The 20,248-nt window shown below is 70.6% G+C and carries 19 protein-coding genes; 12 read left to right on the top strand and 7 right to left on the bottom strand.

The features are described 5' to 3' along the window. Positions 1-8: 8 nt before the first annotated feature. Positions 9-494, bottom strand: coding sequence for a GNAT family N-acetyltransferase (locus ABZV38_RS07890; protein WP_356325703.1), 486 nt, complete (start codon positions 492-494; stop codon positions 9-11). A 50-nt stretch (positions 495-544) separates the two neighbouring features. On the opposite strand from ABZV38_RS07890, the gene ABZV38_RS07885 reads away from it, so the two are divergent. Further along, positions 545-1,360 (top strand): exodeoxyribonuclease III, encoded by an 816-nt coding sequence (locus ABZV38_RS07885; RefSeq protein ID WP_356325701.1) that lies wholly within the window; start codon positions 545-547, stop codon positions 1,358-1,360. Here the strand turns inward: ABZV38_RS07885 and ABZV38_RS07880 are convergent. Together ABZV38_RS07880 and ABZV38_RS07875 are read right to left on the bottom strand one after the other, a co-directional pair. Further along, entirely contained in the window at positions 1,350-1,631 is a 282-nt protein-coding gene (locus ABZV38_RS07880) for a DUF2087 domain-containing protein (RefSeq protein WP_356325699.1), read from the bottom strand. The two genes, ABZV38_RS07885 and ABZV38_RS07880, sit on opposite strands and share 11 nt — an antisense overlap. A 63-nt stretch (positions 1,632-1,694) precedes the next feature. Beyond that, positions 1,695-2,357: a MerR family transcriptional regulator gene (locus ABZV38_RS07875; protein WP_356326062.1), complete on the bottom strand. Its 663-nt coding sequence runs from the start codon at positions 2,355-2,357 to the stop codon at positions 1,695-1,697. Between the two features lie 169 nt (positions 2,358-2,526). Between ABZV38_RS07875 and ABZV38_RS07870 the strand changes: the two genes are divergently transcribed. The 4 genes from ABZV38_RS07870 to ABZV38_RS07855 all read left to right on the top strand — a co-directional run bounded on the left by ABZV38_RS07870 (position 2,527) and on the right by ABZV38_RS07855 (position 6,211). Beyond that, positions 2,527-4,062 carry an NAD(P)/FAD-dependent oxidoreductase gene (locus ABZV38_RS07870; RefSeq protein WP_356325697.1) on the top strand — a complete coding sequence of 512 codons (1,536 nt, stop codon included), beginning with the start codon at positions 2,527-2,529 and terminating at the stop codon, positions 4,060-4,062. Further along, positions 4,059-5,003 carry an alpha/beta fold hydrolase gene (locus ABZV38_RS07865; RefSeq protein ID WP_356325695.1) on the top strand — a complete coding sequence of 315 codons (945 nt, stop codon included), beginning with the start codon at positions 4,059-4,061 and terminating at the stop codon, positions 5,001-5,003. Before ABZV38_RS07870 ends, ABZV38_RS07865 begins: the two co-directional genes overlap by 4 nt. Beyond that, positions 5,000-5,929, top strand: coding sequence for an SDR family oxidoreductase (locus ABZV38_RS07860; RefSeq protein ID WP_356325694.1), 930 nt, complete (start codon positions 5,000-5,002; stop codon positions 5,927-5,929). Before ABZV38_RS07865 ends, ABZV38_RS07860 begins: the two co-directional genes overlap by 4 nt. 87 nt (positions 5,930-6,016) lie before the next feature. Next, positions 6,017-6,211 carry a hypothetical protein gene (locus ABZV38_RS07855; RefSeq protein WP_356325692.1) on the top strand — a complete coding sequence of 65 codons (195 nt, stop codon included), beginning with the start codon at positions 6,017-6,019 and terminating at the stop codon, positions 6,209-6,211. A 265-nt stretch (positions 6,212-6,476) separates the two neighbouring features. Here ABZV38_RS07855 and ABZV38_RS07850 read toward each other — a convergent pair whose 3' ends face one another. Further along, a complete protein-coding gene (locus tag ABZV38_RS07850; RefSeq protein ID WP_356325690.1) occupies positions 6,477-9,755 on the bottom strand; it encodes a S41 family peptidase in 3,279 nt (1,092 codons plus the stop codon). A gap of 188 nt (positions 9,756-9,943) precedes the next feature. On the opposite strand from ABZV38_RS07850, the gene ABZV38_RS07845 reads away from it, so the two are divergent. Beyond that, complete coding sequence (locus ABZV38_RS07845) at positions 9,944-10,516, top strand: TetR/AcrR family transcriptional regulator (protein ID WP_356325688.1); 573 nt, start codon at positions 9,944-9,946, stop codon at positions 10,514-10,516. A 116-nt stretch (positions 10,517-10,632) separates the two neighbouring features. Further along, on the top strand, positions 10,633-12,864 hold the full coding sequence (locus tag ABZV38_RS07840; RefSeq protein WP_356325686.1) for an MMPL family transporter: 2,232 nt from the start codon (positions 10,633-10,635) through the stop codon (positions 12,862-12,864). A 130-nt stretch (positions 12,865-12,994) separates the two neighbouring features. Here ABZV38_RS07840 and ABZV38_RS07835 read toward each other — a convergent pair whose 3' ends face one another. Then, positions 12,995-13,360: an SsgA family sporulation/cell division regulator gene (locus ABZV38_RS07835; RefSeq protein ID WP_356325684.1), complete on the bottom strand. Its 366-nt coding sequence runs from the start codon at positions 13,358-13,360 to the stop codon at positions 12,995-12,997. A gap of 203 nt (positions 13,361-13,563) precedes the next feature. Between ABZV38_RS07835 and ABZV38_RS07830 the strand changes: the two genes are divergently transcribed. The 5 genes from ABZV38_RS07830 (at position 13,564) to ABZV38_RS07810 (ending at position 18,370) form a co-directional block, all read left to right on the top strand. Then, entirely contained in the window at positions 13,564-14,613 is a 1,050-nt protein-coding gene (locus ABZV38_RS07830; protein ID WP_356325682.1) for an energy-coupling factor ABC transporter permease, read from the top strand. Then, the gene (gene cbiQ, locus ABZV38_RS07825) at positions 14,613-15,374 is read left to right on the top strand and encodes a cobalt ECF transporter T component CbiQ (RefSeq protein ID WP_356325680.1); all 762 of its coding nucleotides are present in this window, start codon (positions 14,613-14,615) and stop codon (positions 15,372-15,374) included. The genes ABZV38_RS07830 and cbiQ overlap by 1 nt, the downstream gene beginning before the upstream one ends. After that, positions 15,371-16,138 (top strand): ABC transporter ATP-binding protein, encoded by a 768-nt coding sequence (locus ABZV38_RS07820; RefSeq protein WP_356325678.1) that lies wholly within the window; start codon positions 15,371-15,373, stop codon positions 16,136-16,138. The genes cbiQ and ABZV38_RS07820 overlap by 4 nt, the downstream gene beginning before the upstream one ends. A 277-nt stretch (positions 16,139-16,415) precedes the next feature. Continuing rightward, complete coding sequence (locus ABZV38_RS07815; RefSeq protein ID WP_356326060.1) at positions 16,416-17,579, top strand: serine hydrolase domain-containing protein; 1,164 nt, start codon at positions 16,416-16,418, stop codon at positions 17,577-17,579. Continuing rightward, positions 17,576-18,370 (top strand): SDR family NAD(P)-dependent oxidoreductase, encoded by a 795-nt coding sequence (locus tag ABZV38_RS07810; RefSeq protein ID WP_356325675.1) that lies wholly within the window; start codon positions 17,576-17,578, stop codon positions 18,368-18,370. Before ABZV38_RS07815 ends, ABZV38_RS07810 begins: the two co-directional genes overlap by 4 nt. 64 nt (positions 18,371-18,434) lie before the next feature. Here ABZV38_RS07810 and ABZV38_RS07805 read toward each other — a convergent pair whose 3' ends face one another. Together ABZV38_RS07805 and ABZV38_RS07800 are read right to left on the bottom strand one after the other, a co-directional pair. Continuing rightward, entirely contained in the window at positions 18,435-19,226 is a 792-nt protein-coding gene (locus ABZV38_RS07805) for a DMT family transporter (protein WP_356325673.1), read from the bottom strand. Positions 19,227-19,337: 111 nt separating this feature from the next. Continuing rightward, the gene (locus tag ABZV38_RS07800) at positions 19,338-19,598 is read right to left on the bottom strand and encodes a winged helix-turn-helix domain-containing protein (RefSeq protein WP_356325671.1); all 261 of its coding nucleotides are present in this window, start codon (positions 19,596-19,598) and stop codon (positions 19,338-19,340) included. Between the last annotated feature and the right edge of the window lie 650 nt (positions 19,599-20,248).

Raw genomic sequence — 20,248 nt, 5'->3', positions numbered from 1 at the left:
GGCCTGGTTCACGACTCCTGGAGCGGTTTGGCGAAGCAGAGGCTGCTCTCGTACGTGCGGTAGTAGCCGAACTTCTCGCAGGGGGCATAGCCGCTGGAGGTGTACAGCGCTATGGCCTCCGGCTGCTGGTTACCGGTCTCCAGCACCATCCGGGTGCGGCCCGCCGCCCGTGCGTCCGCTTCGAGGGCGGCGAGGATGCGGCGGGCCAGGCCCTGTCCGCGGCCCTCCTGGATCACGAACATCCGCTTGAGCTCGGCGTCGCCGTCCGAGTAGCCCTCCCCGTTCCGGTCCTGCGCGCGCCACCCGCCGGTCGCGACCGGTGCGCCCGACTCGTCGTAGGCGAGCAGATACAGACCGTTCGGCGGCCGGAACATCGACGGCTCAAGGGGTGTGACATCGCCCTCGTCCCCGTAGCGTTCGGCATACTCGAGCTGCACCTCGTCGTTGAGTTTGACGGCGTCGGGATGGTCGAACGACCGTGGCTGGATATGCATACGGAATATGGTACATGTATGCGGAGACTGCTTGTCGGTATTGTGCCGGGATGCTCACCGTGACCAGCGTAAATGTGAACGGGCTCCGCGCCGCCGCGAAAAAGGGCTTCATCGACTGGCTGGCGCAGACCGATGCCGATGTGATCTGCCTGCAGGAGGTGCGGGCCGAGCCGCAGCAGCTCGCCGCCGAGGTGCGTGAGCCCGACGGGTGGCACACCGTGCACGCACCGGCCGCCGCCAAGGGGCGGGCCGGGGTCTCGCTCTACACGCGCCGGGCGCCGGAGCGGGTGCAGATCGGGTTCGGCAGGTTCGGGGACGCCGGGAGCGAGGAGTTCGACGACAGCGGCCGGTACGTCGAGGTCGACCTGCCCGGTGTCACGGTGGCGAGCCTGTACCTGCCCTCCGGCGAGGTCGGCACGGAGCGACAGGACGAGAAGGAGCGCTTCATGGGCGCCTTTCTGCCGTACCTGAAGGGACTCGGGGTGCGGGCCGCGGCCGACGGCCGCGAGGTGCTGGTGTGCGGCGACTGGAACATCGCCCACCAGGAGGCCGACCTGAAGAACTGGAAGGGCAACAAGAAGAACTCCGGCTTCCTGCCGGAGGAGCGGGAGTGGATGACCCGGGTCTTCGGCGAGGCTGCGTACGTCGATGTGATGCGGGCGCTCCACCCCGACGAGGAAGGGCCGTACTCCTGGTGGTCCTACCGGGGACGGGCCTTCGACAACGACACGGGCTGGCGCATCGACTACCAGGTGGCGACGCCCGGTCTCGCCGGGCGTGCGGTGAAGGCATGGGTGGAGCGGGCCGCCACACATGACGAGCGGTGGAGCGACCACGCGCCGGTGACGGCCGTCTTCAACCTGTAAGGGCGCGGCGGTAGCTGCTGCCGTCCCTGGGGCGGGCCAGCAGGCCCGCCACCACCAGATAGCGGCGCAGCGCCGAGTAGTCGTCGTGCACCGTCAGCAGCGCCTCGTTGACTTCGCGCTCGCTGTACGTGCGGTCCGGCTCGAACAGCGTCCGGGTGAGGTGGACGAGCAGCTGTTCGCGACGGGCCGGCTTGCGGGGGATCGCGGTCAGCCGACCGCGGGAGAACAGGGCGGCAACCCCGTGTGAGCTGCTCTGATCGTTGTCGGGCATGAGCGGAAGCCTGGCGCACGGGAGGGGTGCGGGCAACGCAATTTCGGGTGCAGGCTCCAAGGGCTACGTCTCCGGTGCCTCCGGCTCCGAGGGCTTCGGCCGGGTGGCGTTGTCGCGGCGCAGCCTGCGGTCGAAGGCCATCGAGAGTTCTGCGTCCACCACCGCGCGGGCGAGCGGGCGGAGTTGGGGCGGTTCCGGCTCCGTGGAGTGGGCCCGCATCACCCCGACGAAGAGTTCGGCGAGCGCGTCCGCGTGTTCGCGGACTTGGCGGCCCGCCGAGAGCACCGTGGAGAGCGGCACCCCTTCCCGTACCAGCTCCGCCGACACCTCCAGGAGGCGGCGGCTGATGTGCACGATCTCGTCGCCGTCGGTGGCGAGATAGCCCAGGTCCAGGGCGGTGGCGAGGTTCTCCGGGGTGACCTCGCCCTCGAAGTAGTCCGCGAGCTGTTCGGGTGTGAGACGGACCGGGGTCTCCTCGGTCGGTTCGCCCAGCCCCAGGACTTCGGCGACATCGCGGCCGCTCTCGAAGGTCCGGGCCAGGTCGGCGATTCCGGTGAGGGTGTGGCCGCGTTCCAGCAGGCCGGCGATCGTCCGCAGCCGCGCCAGGTGGTGGTCGTCGTACCAGGTGATGCGCCCCTCCCGGCGCGGTGGCGCGATCAGCCCGCGCTCCCGGTAGAAGCGCACGGTCCGTACGGGGATGCCGGCCTCCTTGGCCAGCTCCTCCATGCGGTATTCGCGGTGCTCGCGTCCTTCAGCCACAACGGAACCCTATGTTGTACCGCCAGTAACTTTCCCTTGCCCGACCCCTACCCATCGGTACGGAGCCTGCTCTACTCTCCCCACAATGCCAGTGATTGCTGGCAGAGTCGTGTGACGTACCGCGGGAGGCGGCAGCATGGCCCAGCACGAGCATGTGCGCGTGGCGGTGATCGGATCCGGATTCGGGGGCCTGGGCGCCGCGGTCCGGCTGCGCCGCGAAGGCATCACCGACTTCGTCGTCCTGGAACGCGCCGACTCCGTCGGTGGCACCTGGCGCGACAACAGCTATCCGGGCTGTGCCTGCGACGTACCGTCCCACCTCTACTCGTTCTCGTTCGCCCCCAACCCGGACTGGCCGCGCACCTTCTCCGGGCAGGAGCACATCCGTGCCTACCTGGAGCGCGTCGCCGACACCTTCGGGCTGCGTCCGCACATCAGGCTGGGCCACGAAGTGACGATGATGCGGTGGGACACCGACGAGCTGAACTGGACGATCGAGTCCGCGAACGGGACCACGATCGTCGCCGATGTCGTCGTCTCCGCGACCGGCCCGCTCTCCGACCCGAAAATGCCTGACATCCCCGGTCTCGCCGACTTCCCCGGCAAGGTCTTTCACTCGGCCCGCTGGGATCACGACTACGACCTGGCCGGCAAGCGCGTCGCCATGATCGGCACCGGCGCCTCCGCCATCCAGATCGTGCCGTCGATCCAGCCGAAGGCCGGGAAACTGACCCTGTTCCAGCGCACTCCGCCGTGGGTCATGCCGCGCATGGACCGCAGCATCAGTGGTGTCGAGCGGTGGCTGCACCGCACGCTGCCGTTCACCGGCGCCGCGCGCCGCGGACTGCTGTGGGGCATACGGGAGTTGCAGGTCGGCGCCTTCACCAAGCACCCGAACGAGCTCGGTCTCGTCGAGAAGATGGCCAGGTCCAACATCGCGCGGGCCATCAAGGATCCGGCACTGCGGGCCAAGCTCACCCCCTCGTACCGCATCGGCTGCAAGCGGATCCTGCTCTCCAGTACCTACTACCCGGCTCTCGCCCAGCCCAATGTGGATGTGGTCGCCTCCGGGCTGACCGAGGTGCGCGGCTCCACCGTCGTCGCCGCCGACGGTACGGAGACCGAGGTCGACGCGATCATCTTCGGCACCGGCTTCCATGTGACGGACATGCCGATCGCCGACCGGGTCGTCGGCGCAGAGGGCATCACGCTCGCCGAGTCCTGGAAGGACGGCATGCAGTCGCTGCGGGGCGCCACCGCTGCGGGCTTCCCCAACTGGATGACGATCATCGGCCCCAACACGGGGCTCGGGAACTCCTCCATGATCCTGATGATCGAGTCCCAGCTGAACTACATGGCGGACTATCTGCGCCAGTTGAACGTCCTGGGCGGACGTGCCGCGCTCGGCGCGCGGAGGTCGGCGGTCGGGGCGTGGAACCGGCGGGTCCAGGAGCGGATGAAGCGGACCGTATGGAACACCGGTGGCTGCACCAGCTGGTATCTGGACGCCAACGGGCGCAACACCACGGTCTGGCCGGGAACGACAGGGGAGTTCCGCCGGGCGACGCAGACGGTGGACCTCGGGGAGTACGAGGTCATCCGGCCCCGGAAGACCGAAGCCGACGGGACCGTCGCCGCCGGGAAGGCCGTCGCCGGGGAGGTCGCGCGATGAGCCGGCTGCTGCGGCGCGAGGACGCCCCGCCGGTGCCCGTGCGTGAACTGACCGCCGTCTCCGCCGACGGCTCCCGCATCCACGTCGAGGTGCACGGGCCGGACGGCGCCCCCGCGGTGGTGCTGGCGCACGGCTGGACGTGCAACACCCACTTCTGGGCCGAACAGATCCGGGACCTTGCGGTGGACCACCGGGTCGTCGCCTACGACCAGCGCGGCCACGGCCGTACGCCCGCCGTCCGCCCCGAGTGCTACAGCACCGACGCGCTCGCCGACGACCTCGAAGCGGTGCTGGCCGCCGCCCTCGCCCCCGGCGAGCAGGCGGTGCTCGCCGGACACTCCATGGGCGGCATGACGCTGATGGCCGCCTCGCGGCGGGCCGGGCTGCGTGAGCACGCGGCAGCCGTGCTGCTGTGCAGCACCGGCAGTTCGCGGCTGATCGCCGAGTCGCTCGTCGTACCGATGCGGGCCGGTACCGTCCGGACCCGGATGACCCGCGCGATCCTCGGGGCGCGGGCCCCGCTCGGGCCGGTCACACCCGTCTCGAAGCGGATCCTCAAGTACGCGACGATGGGCGCCGGTTCGGCGCCGGAGCGGGTCGAGTCCTGTGCCAGGATCGTGCACGCCTGTCCGCGGGCGCCGCGGGTCGCCTGGGGGCATGTGCTCGCGGAGCTCGATCTCGACGCGGCGGTACGGGAGTTGCGGGTGCCCACGGCCGTGCTCGCGGGCACGGAGGACCGGCTGACGCCGCCCGTCCACGCCCGCGCCCTCGCGGCCGCGCTGCCCGACTGCCTGGGACTGACCGAACTGGCGGGCATGGGCCACATGACACCGGTGGAGGCGCCGGAGGCGGTCACCGCGAAAATCCGGGAACTGGTCGCCGGGTATGTCACTCCTGCCACCGGCACCGTCAGTGGCAGCGTTGAGGAGGAGGTCGTATGAGCGGCAGGCGCAGTCTCGAAGGACAGGTCGTGGTCGTCACCGGCGCGGCGCGCGGCGTGGGCGAGCTGCTGGCCCGCAAGCTCTCGGCGCGCGGCGCGAGTCTGGCGCTGGTCGGCCTGGAGCCGGATGAGTTGAAGAAGGTCGCCGAGCGGCTGCACTCGGAGAGCCACCACTGGTACGCGGACGTCACCGACCATGTGGCGATGGCGCAGGTCGCGCAGGAGGTGGAGGAGCGGTTCGGCAAGGTCGATGTCGTCGTCGCCAACGCGGGGGTCGCCTCGGGCGGGCCGTTCGTCGACTCCGACCCGGACTCGTGGCGGCGGGTCATCGAGGTCAATCTGATCGGCGGCGCGGTGACGGGGCGGGCGTTCCTGCCCGTACTGATGGAGAGCCGCGGCTACTTCCTGCAGATAGCGTCGCTCGCCGCGATCACTCCGGCGCCGATGATGACCGCGTACTGCGCGTCGAAGTCGGGCGTGGAGGCGTTCGCGCACAGCCTCCGGGCGGAGGTCGGCTACCGGGGGGTGAAGGTCGGCGTCGGCTATCTGTCCTGGACGGACACCGACATGGTGCGGGGCGCCGACCAGGACGGCGTGATGCGGGAGTTGCGGCAGCGGCTGCCGTGGCCGGCGAACCGTACGTATCCGCTGGGCCCGGCGATCGACCGGATCGTGGCAGGCATCGAACGGCGTTCCGCGCATGTGTACGCGCAGTGGTGGCTGCGGGGCATGCAGTCGGTGCGGGGCTACCTGCCGGCGGTCATCGGGGTGGTCGGACAGCGCGAGATGAGACGGTTCGGGCCGCGGCTGGAGGGTGTGAGCAAGGGGCTCGTGGGGGCCGGGGGTGCGGCGGACGAGAGTGCGCGCGGTGTGGGCGGCGAGGGGGGTACGGGAGGTACGCGGGGTGCGGGCACGCAGCGTGACTGATCGAAATGCGTGGAATGTCCTGCCGTGTAAGTCTGGTCGAGGCCCCTCCGGGGGCTATCCCCAAGCACCCCACTAGGAGTGAACAGCATGGGTATTGCAGACCAGTTCAAGGACAAGGCGCAGGAGCTCGCCGAGCAGGCGAAGAAGAACGTCGGCGACAAGAAGGGCGACGCGCGGCAGCGGTCGTCGTCCGAGGCGTCGGAGCGCGGGCGTGACAAGGCCCAGAACACGTCGCGGAGCGCGGCGCGGGGCACGCACGACCGGATCGACGACGAGTCTTGACTTGATCGTTGGTGACCTGCGCGGAGGCGTGGTTTGAGGCTTCGCGCGGATGAGGGGCGCGCCCGGGAGACCGGGCGCGCCTTTCGCGTGCGTGGGGTTTTTCTTCCCCCCACCCCGCCCCTTCCCGAACCCGGGGGCAAGCCCCCGGCCCCCCTTTTGTTCTCAATCGCCGGACGGCCTCGAAGGGCCGGGCCAATTCAGCCCGTCCGGCGATTGAGGACGGAACCGCGGAGTCAGGTTCGGGTGGCTGGGGCGGGGGCGTTCGTCACCTGGGGGGCAGTGGTGGGCGTGCCCGGTTCGGCGCCCCTTCGTACGTGGGCGGGGCAGCGGCCGGCTGGGTCTTCAGGAGGTCCAGGGCCACGTGCACCGCGTCGTCCAGCACCGCGTGGCGGCCCTCCGCCCAGTCCAGGGGGGTGCGCAGGGCCTCGAGGTCCGGTTCCACGCCTCGGTTCTCCACAGACCAGCCGTACTCGTCGAACCAGGCCGCATTCATCGGCACCGTGATCACCGTGCCGTCGATCAGCCGGTGCCGGCCGGTCATGCCGACCACGCCGCCCCAGGTCCGCTGACCCACGACCGGGCCCAGCTCCAGCAGGCGGAACGCAGCGGTGATCATGTCGCCGTCGGAGGATGTCGCCTCGTCGGCGAGGGCCACCACCGGACCCCGGGGGGCGTTGGAGGCGTACGAGACCGGCTGGGCGTTGCGGGTCAGGTCCCAGCCGAGGATCGTGCGGGTCAGTGTCTCGACCACCAGCTCGCTGATGTGGCCGCCCGCGTTGCCGCGTACGTCGACGATCAGGGCCGGGCGGGAGACCTCCAGGCGCAGGTCCCGGTTGAACTGGGCCCAGCCCGAGCCGCCCATGTCGGGGATGTGCAGGTAGCCGCACTTGCCGCCGCTCAGTTCGCGCACCACTTCACGGCGCTTGGCCACCCAGTCCTGGTAGCGCAGCGGCCGCTCGTCCACCAGGGGCACGATCGCGACGCGGCGCGCGGGGCCTTCGCAGTCGGCGGGCTGGAAGGTGAGTTCGACCGTGGTGCCGCCTGCCGCGGAGAGCAGGGGGTAGGGGCCTGTGACGGGGTCCACCGGGCGGCCGTCGACATGGGTGAGGACCGCGCCCTCCCGGATGCCCGTACCGGCGAGCGGTGACCGGGCCTTGGAGTCCGAGGAGTCGCCGGGCAGGATCCGCCGGAGCACCCAGGCCCCGTCCCGGCACACGAGGTTCGCGCCGAGCAGCCCGATCGGCCGCTGGTAGTGCGGCGGTCCCTCGTTGCGGCGGGCGGGTGCCACGTACGCGTGCGAGGTGCCCAGTTCGCCGAGCACCTCGCGCAGCAGATCGGCGAACTCGTCGGGCGTCGCGACCCGTTCGACCAGCGGACGGTACTGGTCGAGCACGCCCGCCCAGTCGATGCCGCACATGTCCGGCTCCCAGAAGTAGGACCGGATGATGCGGCCCGCCTCCCCGTACGCCTGCCGCCACTCCGCCGGCGGGTCGACGTCGTGCAGGATCCGCCGCAGGTCGAGGTAGACCGTCGAGTCGCTGTCGCCGGCCTCGGTGGCCGGTACCGCCCGCAGTTCGCCGTCGTCCATGACAACGAGCCGTGTCGCGTCGCCGCTGACGGCGAACCAGTCGAGATGGCCGACGAGTTCGGTCTTCCTGGCCTTGGTGATGTTGAAGTGTTCGAGGGTGGGGCGCCCCGAGGTGTCGGCCGGGTTGACGAACGTCTCGCCGAGGGCGCCGGAGATCGGCCAGCGCAGCCAGACGAGCCCGCCGCCGCTGACCGGATGGAGAGCCGAGTACTTCGACGCGGTGACCGGGAACGGCGTCACCCGGTTCTCCAGCCCCTCGAACTCGACCGTGACCGTGGCCCCTTCGACCGGAGTCGCTTCCGGGGTGTCGACCGGGTCGAGGCCGCCGGCCGCCGGGCGGCCCTCCGGTGAGAGAGCGAACGGGGACGGCGTGGCCGAGGAGAGCGGCACCAGGTACGGGCGGCAGCCGAGCGGGAAGGAGAGGTCGCCGGTGTGGACGTCGTACACCGGGTCGAAGCCGCGCCAGGAGAGGAACGCGAGATACCGGCCGTCGCCCGTGAACACCGGGTTCTCGTCCTCGAAGCGGCCGTTGGTGACATCGACGATCACCGGCGTACCGGGCCCCATGATCCGGGCCAGTTTGATCTGCCGCAGCGAGCGGCCGATTCCGGGATGCGACCAGGTCAGCCAGGCGCCGTCCGGCGAGAACGCCAGATCTCGGACGGGGCCGTTGATGGAGCGGATCAGTTCGGTCGGTTCGCCGGTGGACTCCTCGGCGGTCTCCAGGAGCAGCAGGCGGCCGTCGTTCGTCGCGATCGCGAGCCGTTCGCCGTCCGGGTCGGAGGTCATCTCATGGACCCGGCCGATCTGCCCGGAGGCGAGCCGGCGCGGCTCCCGGCCGCCACTGGCGCGCGGCAGGTAGGAGATCTCGATCGCGTCCACGCCGTCCGCGTCCGTGACGTACGCGACCTGGCCGACGCTGCCGAGCATCTCGGGCAGCCGGACCCGGACCCCCGGTGTGTCGGCGATCGTGCGGGCGGGCCCGTCGCGGTGGGTGAGCCAGTACAGACTGCCGCGCACCGTGACGGCGCTCGCCCGGCCCGTCTCGTCCACGGCCAGCGAGTCGACGTGGCTGGCGGCCGGCACCTGGTACGAACGCCGCCCGGCCCGCGGCCCGCCGAGCCGCACGTCCAGCTTCCGCGGCACCGCGTCCGGCGACAGGTCGTCGACCAGCCACAGATCGCCCGCGCACTGGTAGACGACCCGGCGCCCGTCGCTGGACGCGTGCCGGGCGTAGAACGCGTCGTGGTCGGTGTGGCGGCGCAGATCGCTGCCGTCGGGCAGGCAGGAGTAGAGGTTGCCGACGCCCTCGTGGTCGGAGAGGAACGCGATCCGCCCGCCGACGAACATCGGTGCGTCCAGATGGCCGTTCAGATCGGGCAGCAGCCGCACACCGTGCAGCCACAGCCGCCCCGTCGCCCCGCCCCGGTACCGCTTCCAGGCGGCCGGTTCGTGCGGCGGCGTCCCGGTGAGCAGCAGTGTGCGCCGCTCGCCGTCGATGTCCGCGACCGCGATGTCGGAGACCGGGCCCCAGGGGAGCTTCCCGCCGGGGGAGCCGTCCGTGGGGACGCTGTAGGCCCAGGAGAAGTACGAGAACGGCTGGGCGTGCGAGGACACGGCGAGGATGTGGGACTGCTCGCCCGGATCGGGCGTCCAGCCGCGGACCCGGGCGTCGGTGGCCCCCCAGTAGGTGAGCCGGCGGGCCGGCCCGCCCTCGACCGGGGCGAGATGGATCTCGGGGTCGAGACTGCGCCAGGTCGTGTAGGCGATACGGGTTCCGTCGGGGGAGAAGCGCGGGTGGCTGACCCGGGTCCGGTCGACGGTCACCCGCCACGCCCGGCCCGGCCGGTGCCCCTCGGGGACGAGGGGAGCGACCCAGAGGTCGTCCTCGGCCGCGAAGCAGAGCAGGTCCTCGTGGAGGTGCGGGAAACGGAGATACGCGACGTCGTCACTCACCCCCCAATGCTTTCCGCGCGAGAGGGCCCCGGCAACTTGTGGCGCGGCACCTTGTGGTGCAGCACACAAGCGAAACGATTTAGTTTCGCTGAGTCGGCGAGGTACCGTCGATGTGTACGAAACAGTTTCGTTCGGCTGACTGACGTACGAGCGACTGATGTACGAGCGAGAGAACAGGAGGTCGCAGCATGGCACGCACCAGGCTCACGCCCGAGCGCGAGAGCGAGATATACGGCGCAGTGCTCGACCTGCTGCGCGAGGTCGGCTACGACGCCCTGACCATGGATGCCGTCGCCGCCCGCACCCGTTCCAGCAAAGCCACCCTCTATCGCCAGTGGGGGAGCAAGGCGGAGCTGGCCGTCAAGGCGCTGCGGCACAACAAGCCGGGCGGCCTTGCCGAGGTCGACACCGGCTCGCTGCGCGGCGACTTCCACGCCGCGCTGGGCCGTACCGACGACTGTCAGATGGAGAAGGACTCCGCGCTGATGCGGGGCCTGATGCATGCCGTCCACGAGAATCCCGATCTTTACCAGGCCCTGCGCGAGCTGCTCATCGAGCCGGAGATGACCGGTCTCGACATGCTGCTCCGCCGAGCCGTGGACCGGGGTGAGCTGCGTCCGGACAACCCGGCGCTGAAATATGTACCGCACATGCTGATCGGTGCTTTCACCGCTCGGCAGCTGGTCGAGGACCGCGCCGTCGACCAGGCGTTTCTCATCGACTATGTCGACTCCGTGATCCTCCCCGCTCTCGGCGTCTGACCCCGTCCCCTCCGTACGGCCCCCTCCCCAAGCCCCACCTGACACGCCGCTCTCGTCGTCGGGCTGGTTCCTCATGCCCTTTTCCACTCACACGACCTGACCGGGAGTACGCCCCCGTGGCCACATTCCTCTACAAAATCGGACGATTCGCCTTCCGGCGCCGCCGCTATGTCGCCCTCGTCTGGGTGGCGCTGCTGGCGCTCGCCGGATTCGGCGCGGCCTCCGCGTCCACTGCCACGTCCAGCTCCTTCTCCATTCCGGGTACGGAGGCACAGAAGGCCTTCGACCTGCTGGAACAGCGCTTCCCCGCTATCAGCGCCGACGGCGCGACCGCACGGGTCGTCTTCAAGGCGCCCGACGGCGAGAAGATGACGGACCCGGGCAACAAGGCCGAGGTGCGCAAGGTCGCGGACGAGCTGAAGTCCGGCTCGGACCAGATCGCCTCGGTGACCGACCCGTACACGGGCAAGGCCGTCAGCAAGGACGGTTCCACCGCGTACGTCTCCGTCTCCTACAAGGTCAGCTCGATGGAGCTGACCGATGCGACGCGGGACGACCTCCAGGACGCGGGCAGGGCCGCACAGCACAGCGGGCTCACCGTGGAGATCGGCGGTGACGCGCTCCAGGTGATGCCGGAGACCGGTGCCACCGAGATCATCGGTGTGGCGATCGCGGCGGTCGTGCTGGTCATCACCTTCGGGTCGTTGATCGCGGCCGGGCTGCCGCTGCTGACCGCGCTCATCGGCGTCGGCATCGGCGTCTCGACGATCACGGCGCTGGCGAACGTGCTCGACCTGGGCTCCACCACCTCCACCCTCGCCATGATGATCGGCCTCGCGGTCGGCATCGACTACGCGCTCTTCATCGTCTCCCGCTACCGCGCCGAGCTGGCCGAGGGCCGCGAGCGCGAGGAAGCGGCGGGGCGGGCGGTCGGCACGGCCGGTTCCGCGGTCGTCTTCGCCGGTCTCACCGTCGTCATCGCCCTGGTCGGCCTGGCCGTCGTCAATATCCCGATGCTGTCGAAGATGGGCTTCGCCGCGGCCGGCACGGTCGCCATCGCCGTCCTGATCGCGCTGACCCTCGTCCCGGCGATGATGGGCTTCGCGGGCAAGCGGGTGATGGGGCGCAAGGCGCGCAAGGCCGCCGAGGCGGAGATCAAGACGGACCCGAAGCCCAACATGGGCACCCGGTGGGCGCGGTTCGTGCTGCGCAAGCCGGTGTGGGTGCTGCTGGTCGGAGTCATCGGCCTCGGGACCATTGCCGTACCGGCCGTCTCGCTGGAGATGGGCCTGCCCGACGACGGCTCCCAGTCCACCAGCACCACGCAGCGCCGTGCCTACGACCTGCTCTCCGACGGCTTCGGCCCCGGCTTCAACGGGCCGCTGATGGTCGTCGTGGACACGGCGAACAGCTCGGACGGCAAGTCCGCGGTCGACCGGGTCACCGACGACATCTCCGGTATCCCGCACGTCGTCGCCGTCTCCCCGGCCACCTTCAACAAGGCCGGCGACACCGCGATGATCACCGTCGTCCCGAAGGACCGGCCGAGCTCCGCCGAGACGGAGAACGTGGTCCACGCGATCCGTGACTCGGGCAAGGACATCAAGTCCGACACCGGCGCCGAGGTCCTGGTCACCGGCTCCACGGCGATGAACATCGACTTCTCGCAGAAGATGAACGACGCGCTGCTGCCGTATCTGGCGCTCGTCGTCGGCCTGGCGTTCCTGCTCCTGATGGTGGTCTTCCGGTCGGTGCTGGTGCCGCTGAAGGCGGCCCTCGGCTTCCTGCTCTCGGTCGTCGCGGCCCTGGGTGCGGTCGTCGCGGTCTTCCAGTGGGGCTGGCTCGGCTCGCTCTTCGGCGTCGAACAGACCGGCCCGATCATGTCCATGATGCCGATCTTCATGGTGGGTGTGGTCTTCGGTCTCGCCATGGACTACGAGGTCTTCCTCGTCACCCGGATGCGCGAGGCGTACGTCCACGGGGAGAAGCCCCCGCAGGCGATCGTCACCGGCTTCCGGCACGGCGCCCGCGTCGTCACCGCCGCAGCCGTGATCATGATGGCGGTCTTCGCCGGGTTCATCGGCTCCAGCGAGTCGATGATCAAGATGATCGGCTTCTCGCTCGCCATCGCGGTCTTCTTCGACGCGTTCGTCGTCCGGATGGCGATCGTGCCCGCCGTCCTCGCCCTGCTCGGCAAGCGCGCCTGGTGGCTGCCACGCTGGCTCGACCGGCTGCTGCCCAACGTCGACGTGGAGGGCGAGGGGCTGCGCAAGCAGCTCGGCGAGACGCCGCCCGACGGCGATGGCCGCCGTGACGCCCAGGGCGAGCGCGAGCTGGCCCGGGTCTGATTTCTTACGAGCCCCGGGGCTCGCGCTCGAGCGGAGCGCGGCCCCGGACCGCGCCGGTTTGCCTGTGGGGACGGGGGGCCGGGGCGACGATGAGCCCCCGTGCGAGCGGCACGGGGGCTCATTCATGCCGTCACGCCCCGGTGGTCAGCGTCCGCACGGCCTCGGGCCTGTTCTCGTCGTGGATGCGGTGCAGGAAGCGGTTCATCGACGCGTTGTCGAACTGCACCACCTCGACGCCGTCCGCCGAGTGCTTCTCCACGACCAGCTGCGCCCGGCCGCACGGCCATATCCGGATGGGGCCGCGACTGGCGGGGGAGCGCATTCCGCCCTCCAGCAGGTCGCGGCCGAAGGCCCAGTCGGTGCCGCCGGGGAAGGTGACATGGACGATCCGCGGGTCGGAGGCGGCGTCGTACCGCAGGTCGACGGGGACGGCGAAGGTGTCGGTGGCCTCGGTGATGAGCCGGGCTTCGGTGTGCTCTTCGATCACGAGGGACATGGCCAGCTCCTCCTGTTTGCCCGGTCTTGCCATCTAATGTGCCATATTTTGGCCGGTTGGCGCGGCGAGGGTGCCGGGGCAACCGGTGGGGCGCGCAGCTGTGACGGATGCGCTCTTGCGAATGGTTCGCAACAAGGACTTATTATCGAGAGGTTCATGACCCCGCGCAGCTATGCAGTAACGAAGGAAGCGGAGCCTCCTCCATGCATGTACCCGACGGATTCATCAACGCACCCGTCTCCGCCGCCGCCGGTGTCGTCGCCGCGGGTGCCGTTGCGGTCAGTCTGCGGGGCGCCCGCCGCGAGCTCGACGAGCGCACCGCGCCGCTCGCGGGCCTGGTCGCCGCCTTCATCTTTGCCGTGCAGATGCTGAACTTCCCGGTCGCCGCGGGTACCAGCGGCCATCTGCTGGGCGGGGCGCTGGCCGCGATCCTGGTCGGTCCTTACACCGGGGTGCTCTGCATATCCGTCGTCCTGCTCATGCAGGGCATCCTCTTCGCGGACGGCGGGCTCACCGCGCTGGGCGTCAACGTCCTCGACATGGGCATCACGACCACCGTCGTCGCATACGCCCTCTTCCGCGGCCTGGTCGGCGTGCTGCCGCGGACCCGCCGCTCCATGACGGCCGCGTCGTTCGTCGCCGCGCTGGTCTCCGTCCCGGCCGCGGCGGTCGTCTTCACGCTGATCTACTGGATCGGCGGCACCACCGACATCCCGATCGGCAAGGTCTTCACCGCGATGGTCGGCGTGCACGTCCTGATCGGGATCGGTGAGGCCCTGATCACCGCGCTGACCGTCGGCGCCGTCATCGCCGTCCGCCCCGACCTGGTGCACGGCGCCCGGGGACTGACCGCGCCGCTCAAGCTCCGGGTCGGCGGCGAGCTCGTCGACGCGCCGGTGCGCGAGGCCGCCCCCGTCGCCGCCCGGTCGACGCGCAAGGTCTGGGCCACCGGCCTGGTCACCGCCCTCGTCCTCGCGGGCTTCGTCTCCTTCTACGCCTCCGCCAGCCCGGACGGCCTGGAGAAGGTCGCCGCCGACCAGGGCATCGACGAGAAGGCCGAGCCGCATGCGTCCAAGGACTCCCCGCTCGCCGACTACGGCGTCCGGGACATCTCCGACACCCGTATCTCCGGCGGCCTCGCCGGTGTGATCGGGGTCGGCGCCACGGTCGTGGCCGGCAGCGGGGTCTTCTGGGCCGTGCGCCGCCGCCGTACGGCGGACGCCCTCGAAGCCCGCACCCAGGAAACCGTCTGATGGGCGCCGGGCACGCGCACAAGCTCTACCGGCACGGGCACTCGCCGGTCCATGATCTGCCGCCGCACTGCAAGCTGGCCGCCGTCTTCTGCTTCGTGGTGGTCGTCGTCTCGACGCCGCGCGAGGCGGTCTGGGCGTTCGCGCTGTACGCCGCGCTGATCGCCGCGGTCGCCGCGCTGGCCCGGATCCCGGCCGGGTTCCTCCTCAAGCGGCTGCTCATCGAGGTGCCGTTCGTCGCGTTCGCGCTGTTGATGCCGTTCGTGGTGCCGGGCGAGCAGACCGACCTCCTCGGTGTCCCGGTCAGCGTCCCCGGTCTCTGGGGCGCCTGGAACGTGCTGGCCAAGGGCACCCTGGGCGTCGCCGCCTCGGTGCTGCTGGCCTCCACCACCGAGCTGCGCTCCCTGCTGCTCGGCCTTCAGCGGCTCAAGCTGCCGCCGCTGCTCGTGCAGATCGCCTCGTTCATGATCCGGTACGGGGATGTGGTCTCCGGCGAGATGCGGCGGATGTCGATCGCCCGCCGCTCCCGGGGCTTCGAGGCGCGCGGCGTGCGGCAGTGGGGGGTTCTCGCCACTTCGGCGGGCGCTCTCTTCATCCGCTCCTACGAACGCGGCGAACGCGTCCATCTCGCCATGGTCAGCCGCGGCTACACCGGCTCGATGCCGGTCATCGACGAAGTGACGGCGTCCGGTGCCCAGTGGGCGTACGCCTCGGCACTCCCCGTTCTCGCCCTCGTCGTCTGTCTGCTGGGATGGACCCTATGAGCATGTCACCGACGCCCCCCGCCTCCCTCGAGGTCAGCGGCCTCGCCTACGCCTACCCCGACGGTCACCAGGCGCTCTTCGGCGTCGATCTCACCGTCGCCCGCGGCGAACGCGTCGCCCTGCTCGGCCCGAACGGCGCCGGCAAGACCACCCTCGTCCTCCACCTCAACGGCATCCTCGACGCCGGCGCGGGCACTGTCCGGGTCGCCGGTCTCCCGGTGGAGAAGCGCAACCTCGCCGAGATCCGCCGCCGCGTCGGCATCGTCTTCCAGGACCCCGACGACCAGCTCTTCATGCCGACCGTCCGGGAGGACGTCGCCTTCGGACCCGCCGCCTCCGGGCTGCGCGGCGCCGAGCTGGAGGAGCGGGTCGTCGAGGCCCTGAAGCAGGTCGGCATGGAGGGGTACGCGAACCGGCCCCCGCACCACCTCTCTTTCGGCCAGCGCCGCCGCGTCGCCGTCGCCACCGTGCTCGCGATGCGGCCGGAAATTCTCGTCCTGGACGAGCCCTCGTCCAACCTGGACCCCGCGTCGAGGCGTGAACTCGCCGACATCCTGAGGTCGTTGGACGTCACCGTGCTGATGGTCACGCATGACCTGCCGTACGCCCTGGAGCTCTGTCCGCGCGCCGTCATCCTCAGCGACGGTGTCATCGCCGCCGACGACCGTACGCATGACCTGCTCTGCGACGAGGAGTTGATGCGCGCCCACCGTCTGGAGCTGCCCTTCGGGTTCGACCCGCGCTCCGTGACCATGGACGCGTGACCGACGACGCCACCAGCCATCCCGCGGCCTCGCTGCTGCTCGACGAACAGCTCTGATTCGTGCGGTACGCGGCGCAGCGGGCCGTGACCGCCGTCTGCCGCCCGCCGCTGCCGGACCGCATCCGCTGACCCCACCCCGGCCGACCCGGCGAAGATCACTGCGCTCCGTAACGCGCTGGTGCCGGCGGGCCGAGGTACTGAGCTGAACGTCACCCGCGGTACCGCTCACCTGCGGCGCCGTGCACCATGGGGGGATGAGCGGGAGTGCAGGAGCAGGCGTGGACGTACGGGGCACGGTGGCGGCCGGATTCGAACCGGTCAGGGACGCCTTCATCCGTAACTTCGAGCACCGCGGCGAGCGGGGGGCCGCAGTCGCCGTCTACCGGGACGGGCGCAAGGTCGTCGATCTGTGGGCCGGTACGAGGGACGTCGACGGCGCGGAACCATGGGCCGTCGACACCGTGCAGATAGTCCGCTCGGCGTGCAAGGGCATCGCCGCCGCTGTACCGCTGCTGCTGCACCAGCGCGGCCAGGTGGACCTGGACGCACCGGTCGGCACGTACTGGCCCGAGTTCAAGACGGCCGGGAAGGAACGCGTCCTCGTGCGCCACCTCCTCGCCCACCGGGCCGGGGTTCCCGCCCTCGACCGGCCGCTGACACCGCAGGAGGCCGTCGACGGGATCTCCGGGCCGCGGGCCGTCGCCGCGCAGCGCCCGCAGTGGGAGCCGGGCACCGCACACGGCTACCACGCACAGACGTACAGCTGGCTCGTCGGCGAGCTGGTGCGCAGGGTCACCGGGCGCACCGTGGGCCGCTGGGTCGCCGAGGAGATCGCCCGCCCGCTCGGCCTGGACTTCTGGTTCGGGCTGCCGGCGGAAGAGGCGCACCGGGTGGGCCGGATCGGACGGGTCGAGCCGCCCGCCCTCCAGGACAACGGTGGCGCCCTGCGGATGCGCGCCAAGCGGTCGGTCGTGGATGCCTACCGCGACCCGGAGTCGCTGACCCGTCGCGCGTTCGGCGCGATCGACCCGCCGCCCGACGAGAACGACTCCGCCCACCGGGCGGCCGAACTCCCCGCCTCCAACGGCATCGCGACCGCCCGGGCCCTGGCCCGCTGCTACGCCGCGATGATCGGCCCGGTCGACGGCCACCGGCTGTTCGCCCCGGCCACGCTCACCCTCGCCCGCACCGAGGAGTCCGCGGGCCCGGACCGGGTGCTCGTCGTGAACACCCGCTTCGGCCTCGGCTACATGCTGCACGGCCCGGCCGCCCCGCTCCTCGCCCCCGGCTCCTTCGGCCACCCGGGCCGCGGCGGCTCGCTCGGCTTCGCCGACCCCGAATCGGGCGTCGCGCTCGGCTATGTGACGAACGGTCTGCAGAAGGGAGTCACCGCCGATCCCCGTGCCCAGGCCCTGGTCAGAGCAGTACGGTCGGCGCTATGACTCCTACCGGCAATTCCAGGTTCGACGGATACGGCGTACTCATCACGGGCGCGGGACAGGGCATCGGCGCGGCCACGGCCCGCCGGCTGGCCGCCGAGGGCGCGCGCGTCCTGGTGACCGATCTGGACGGTGACCGCGCCGAGCACACGGCGGCGGCGATACGGAAGACGGGCGCCACCGCCGAGGCGCTGCCCTGCGACGTGGGCGACCGGGCGGCGGTCGAGGCGGCGGTGGCCCATGCGGTCGAGGCGTTCGGCACGCTCGACGTGCTGGTCAACAACGCGTACCGCTGCACCCCCGACACCCCGCTCTTCGAGGACGAGCCCGACGACGTCTGGCAGGGCGATCTGGACGCCACGCTCACCGGCCCGTACCGCTGCTCGCGCGCGGCGCTGCCGCATCTGGTGGCGTCGGGGAGGGGTGCGATCGTCAACATCGGCTCGGTCAACGGCGAACAGGGCTTCGGCAACCACGCCTACAGTGCCGGCAAGGCCGGCCTGGGCAGTCTGACCCGTACGCTCGCCGGCCACGCCGGTCCGCGTGGGGTCCGGGTCAACCTGGTGATGCCCGGCACGATCCGCACGGACGCCTGGGAGGGGCGTGACGCGGAGCTCGACCGGGTGAGCCCGCTCTACCCTCTGGGCCGCGTCGGTGAACCGGACGACATCGCGGCGGCGGTAGCCTTCCTCGCCTCCCGCGACGCGTCCTGGATCACGGGGACGACGCTGCGTGTGGACGGCGGCCTGCTCGCTGTGAACACAGGCTTCCTGAAGGCGATCGCGGAGGACTGAACCGGGCTGCTGAGCCGGGCTGCTGTCCGGCGGGGGCCGGTGCCGCGTGCCCGGGCCGCCGCGCTCAACTCGTGTGCAGCATCAGCCCGATCCCGACGACCATCAGCCCGGCCGCCGCGATGCGCGGTGCGCCGAACCGCTCCTTGAAGAACACCGTCCCGATCGCCGCGCCCACGATGATCGACGACTCGCGCAGGGCGGCGATCGGGGCCAGCGCGGCCTTCGTCTGCGCCCACAGGACGAGCCCGTACGCGGTCACCGACAGGGCCGCGCCGAGCAGCCCCCGTACCGCGAACGGCCTCAGTTGGGCGGCCAGTTGCCCGCGGCGGAGGTAGAGCGTGTACGCCGGGACGACGAGCCCCTCCAGGATCATCAGCCAGGCGATGTAGCCGAGTGAGGTGCCGGAGGCCCGGACCCCCACCCCGTCGACGGTCGTGTAGCCGGCGATCGCCAGACCCGTCGCCAGCGCGGCGGTGATCGCCGGCCAGTGCGGGCGGGTCTGCGAGCCCCGGATGCCCCACAGCGCGACGCCGACGAGCCCGGCGCAGGCGACCGCCACCCCCGCCGTCGCCCAGCCGTCCGGCCGCTCGCCGACGAAGACCGCCGCGAGCACCGTCACCACCAGGGGCGCGGTGCCGCGTGCGATCGGATACATCTGGCCGAAGTCGCCGAGCGTGAACGACCGCATCAGCAGCGCCATGTAGGCGACGTGCAGGATCGCCGAGACGATCAGATACGGCCACGCCTGCGCAGCCGGCAGCGGTACGAAGCAGGCGGTGACCGCGCCGAGCAGTGCCCCGCCCCCGGAGATCAGGGTGAAGGAGAGCAGCTGGTCCTGGATGGCGTGTCCGAACACTGGGGACTACCAACACGGACCATAGCAGTGTTCCGAGCACGGGCAGCGCAGCCCCTCGGCCGGCGGGACCCAACTCCCGTACTCAGCAAGCTAGTTGGGCCTGTCAGCGCGTCACAGCACGTACGTGCCCTTGGCTGGCAGCGTGTCAGCGACGAACGTCCCCACACCGTTCTCAGTACGGATGAGCCCCTTCGCTCGCAGGTCTGCCAGCGCCTTACGTGCCACCGTGAGCGACACGCCCCACAACCCGCTCAGCGCAACCGCCCCGGGGATTTGGGCGGCCGGTGCCAGGATTCCAGCGCGGATATCACGCTCTATCGCTGCGCTGATCTGAGGCCATTTGGCTTTCGTCGGGTCGAGATCTCGGGACATACCCACATCGTGCGGGCTGTCAGCGGGTAGAGCGAGCCGTAGCCTGGGGTACCCAGGTGCACCCAGCTCGGCATAAAGTAGTGGGGAAGCCAAGCGGCCCCCGGCAGCGATGAAAGCGCTAACCAGGGGCCTAAGTGATCAACGGAGGATCACCTATGGAGCAGAGTAGCGACACCTGCGGAGCGGTACGCCCCGGCCACTCGGCGGAATTCAACAGCTGCATGCGGGGCAATGGGCATGGCGGACACCACCGGAACGCGCTAGGTGCCGTGTGGGACGCTGACGAGCAGGCACACGCCGCAGTAGAGACGGAGCGGCGCGCATGACCTTCGTGGAACTGATCTTGATAGTCGTCGGCCTGGCGGTACTAGCCGGAGTAATTGCGCTGCCCGTGCTGCTCATTCGGTGGCTGGTGCGTAAGCGCCGATAGCCCCTGTAAACGACTAAGAGCCCCGCCCCGGAGAGTGTCCAGGGTGGGGCTCTGTTCATGGGGTGGGGCCGGAATGCGAGCGAAACGTGCCACGGCCTTGTTCCGCCGCTGGTAGAGGCCAGCGCGTACTACAGCAGCAGATCTTGAGTGAGTGATCGTTCTTGGACGGCGTGTTTCCAGGGACGGAGTCGTGCGGGGAGTGGGTCGTCGCGGCGGCGGT

It is taken from the genome of Streptomyces sp. NPDC005181 (genome assembly GCF_040608395.1).
Taxonomy (GTDB): domain Bacteria; phylum Actinomycetota; class Actinomycetes; order Streptomycetales; family Streptomycetaceae; genus Streptomyces.
This window is presented reverse-complemented; position numbering and strand designations above follow the sequence as displayed.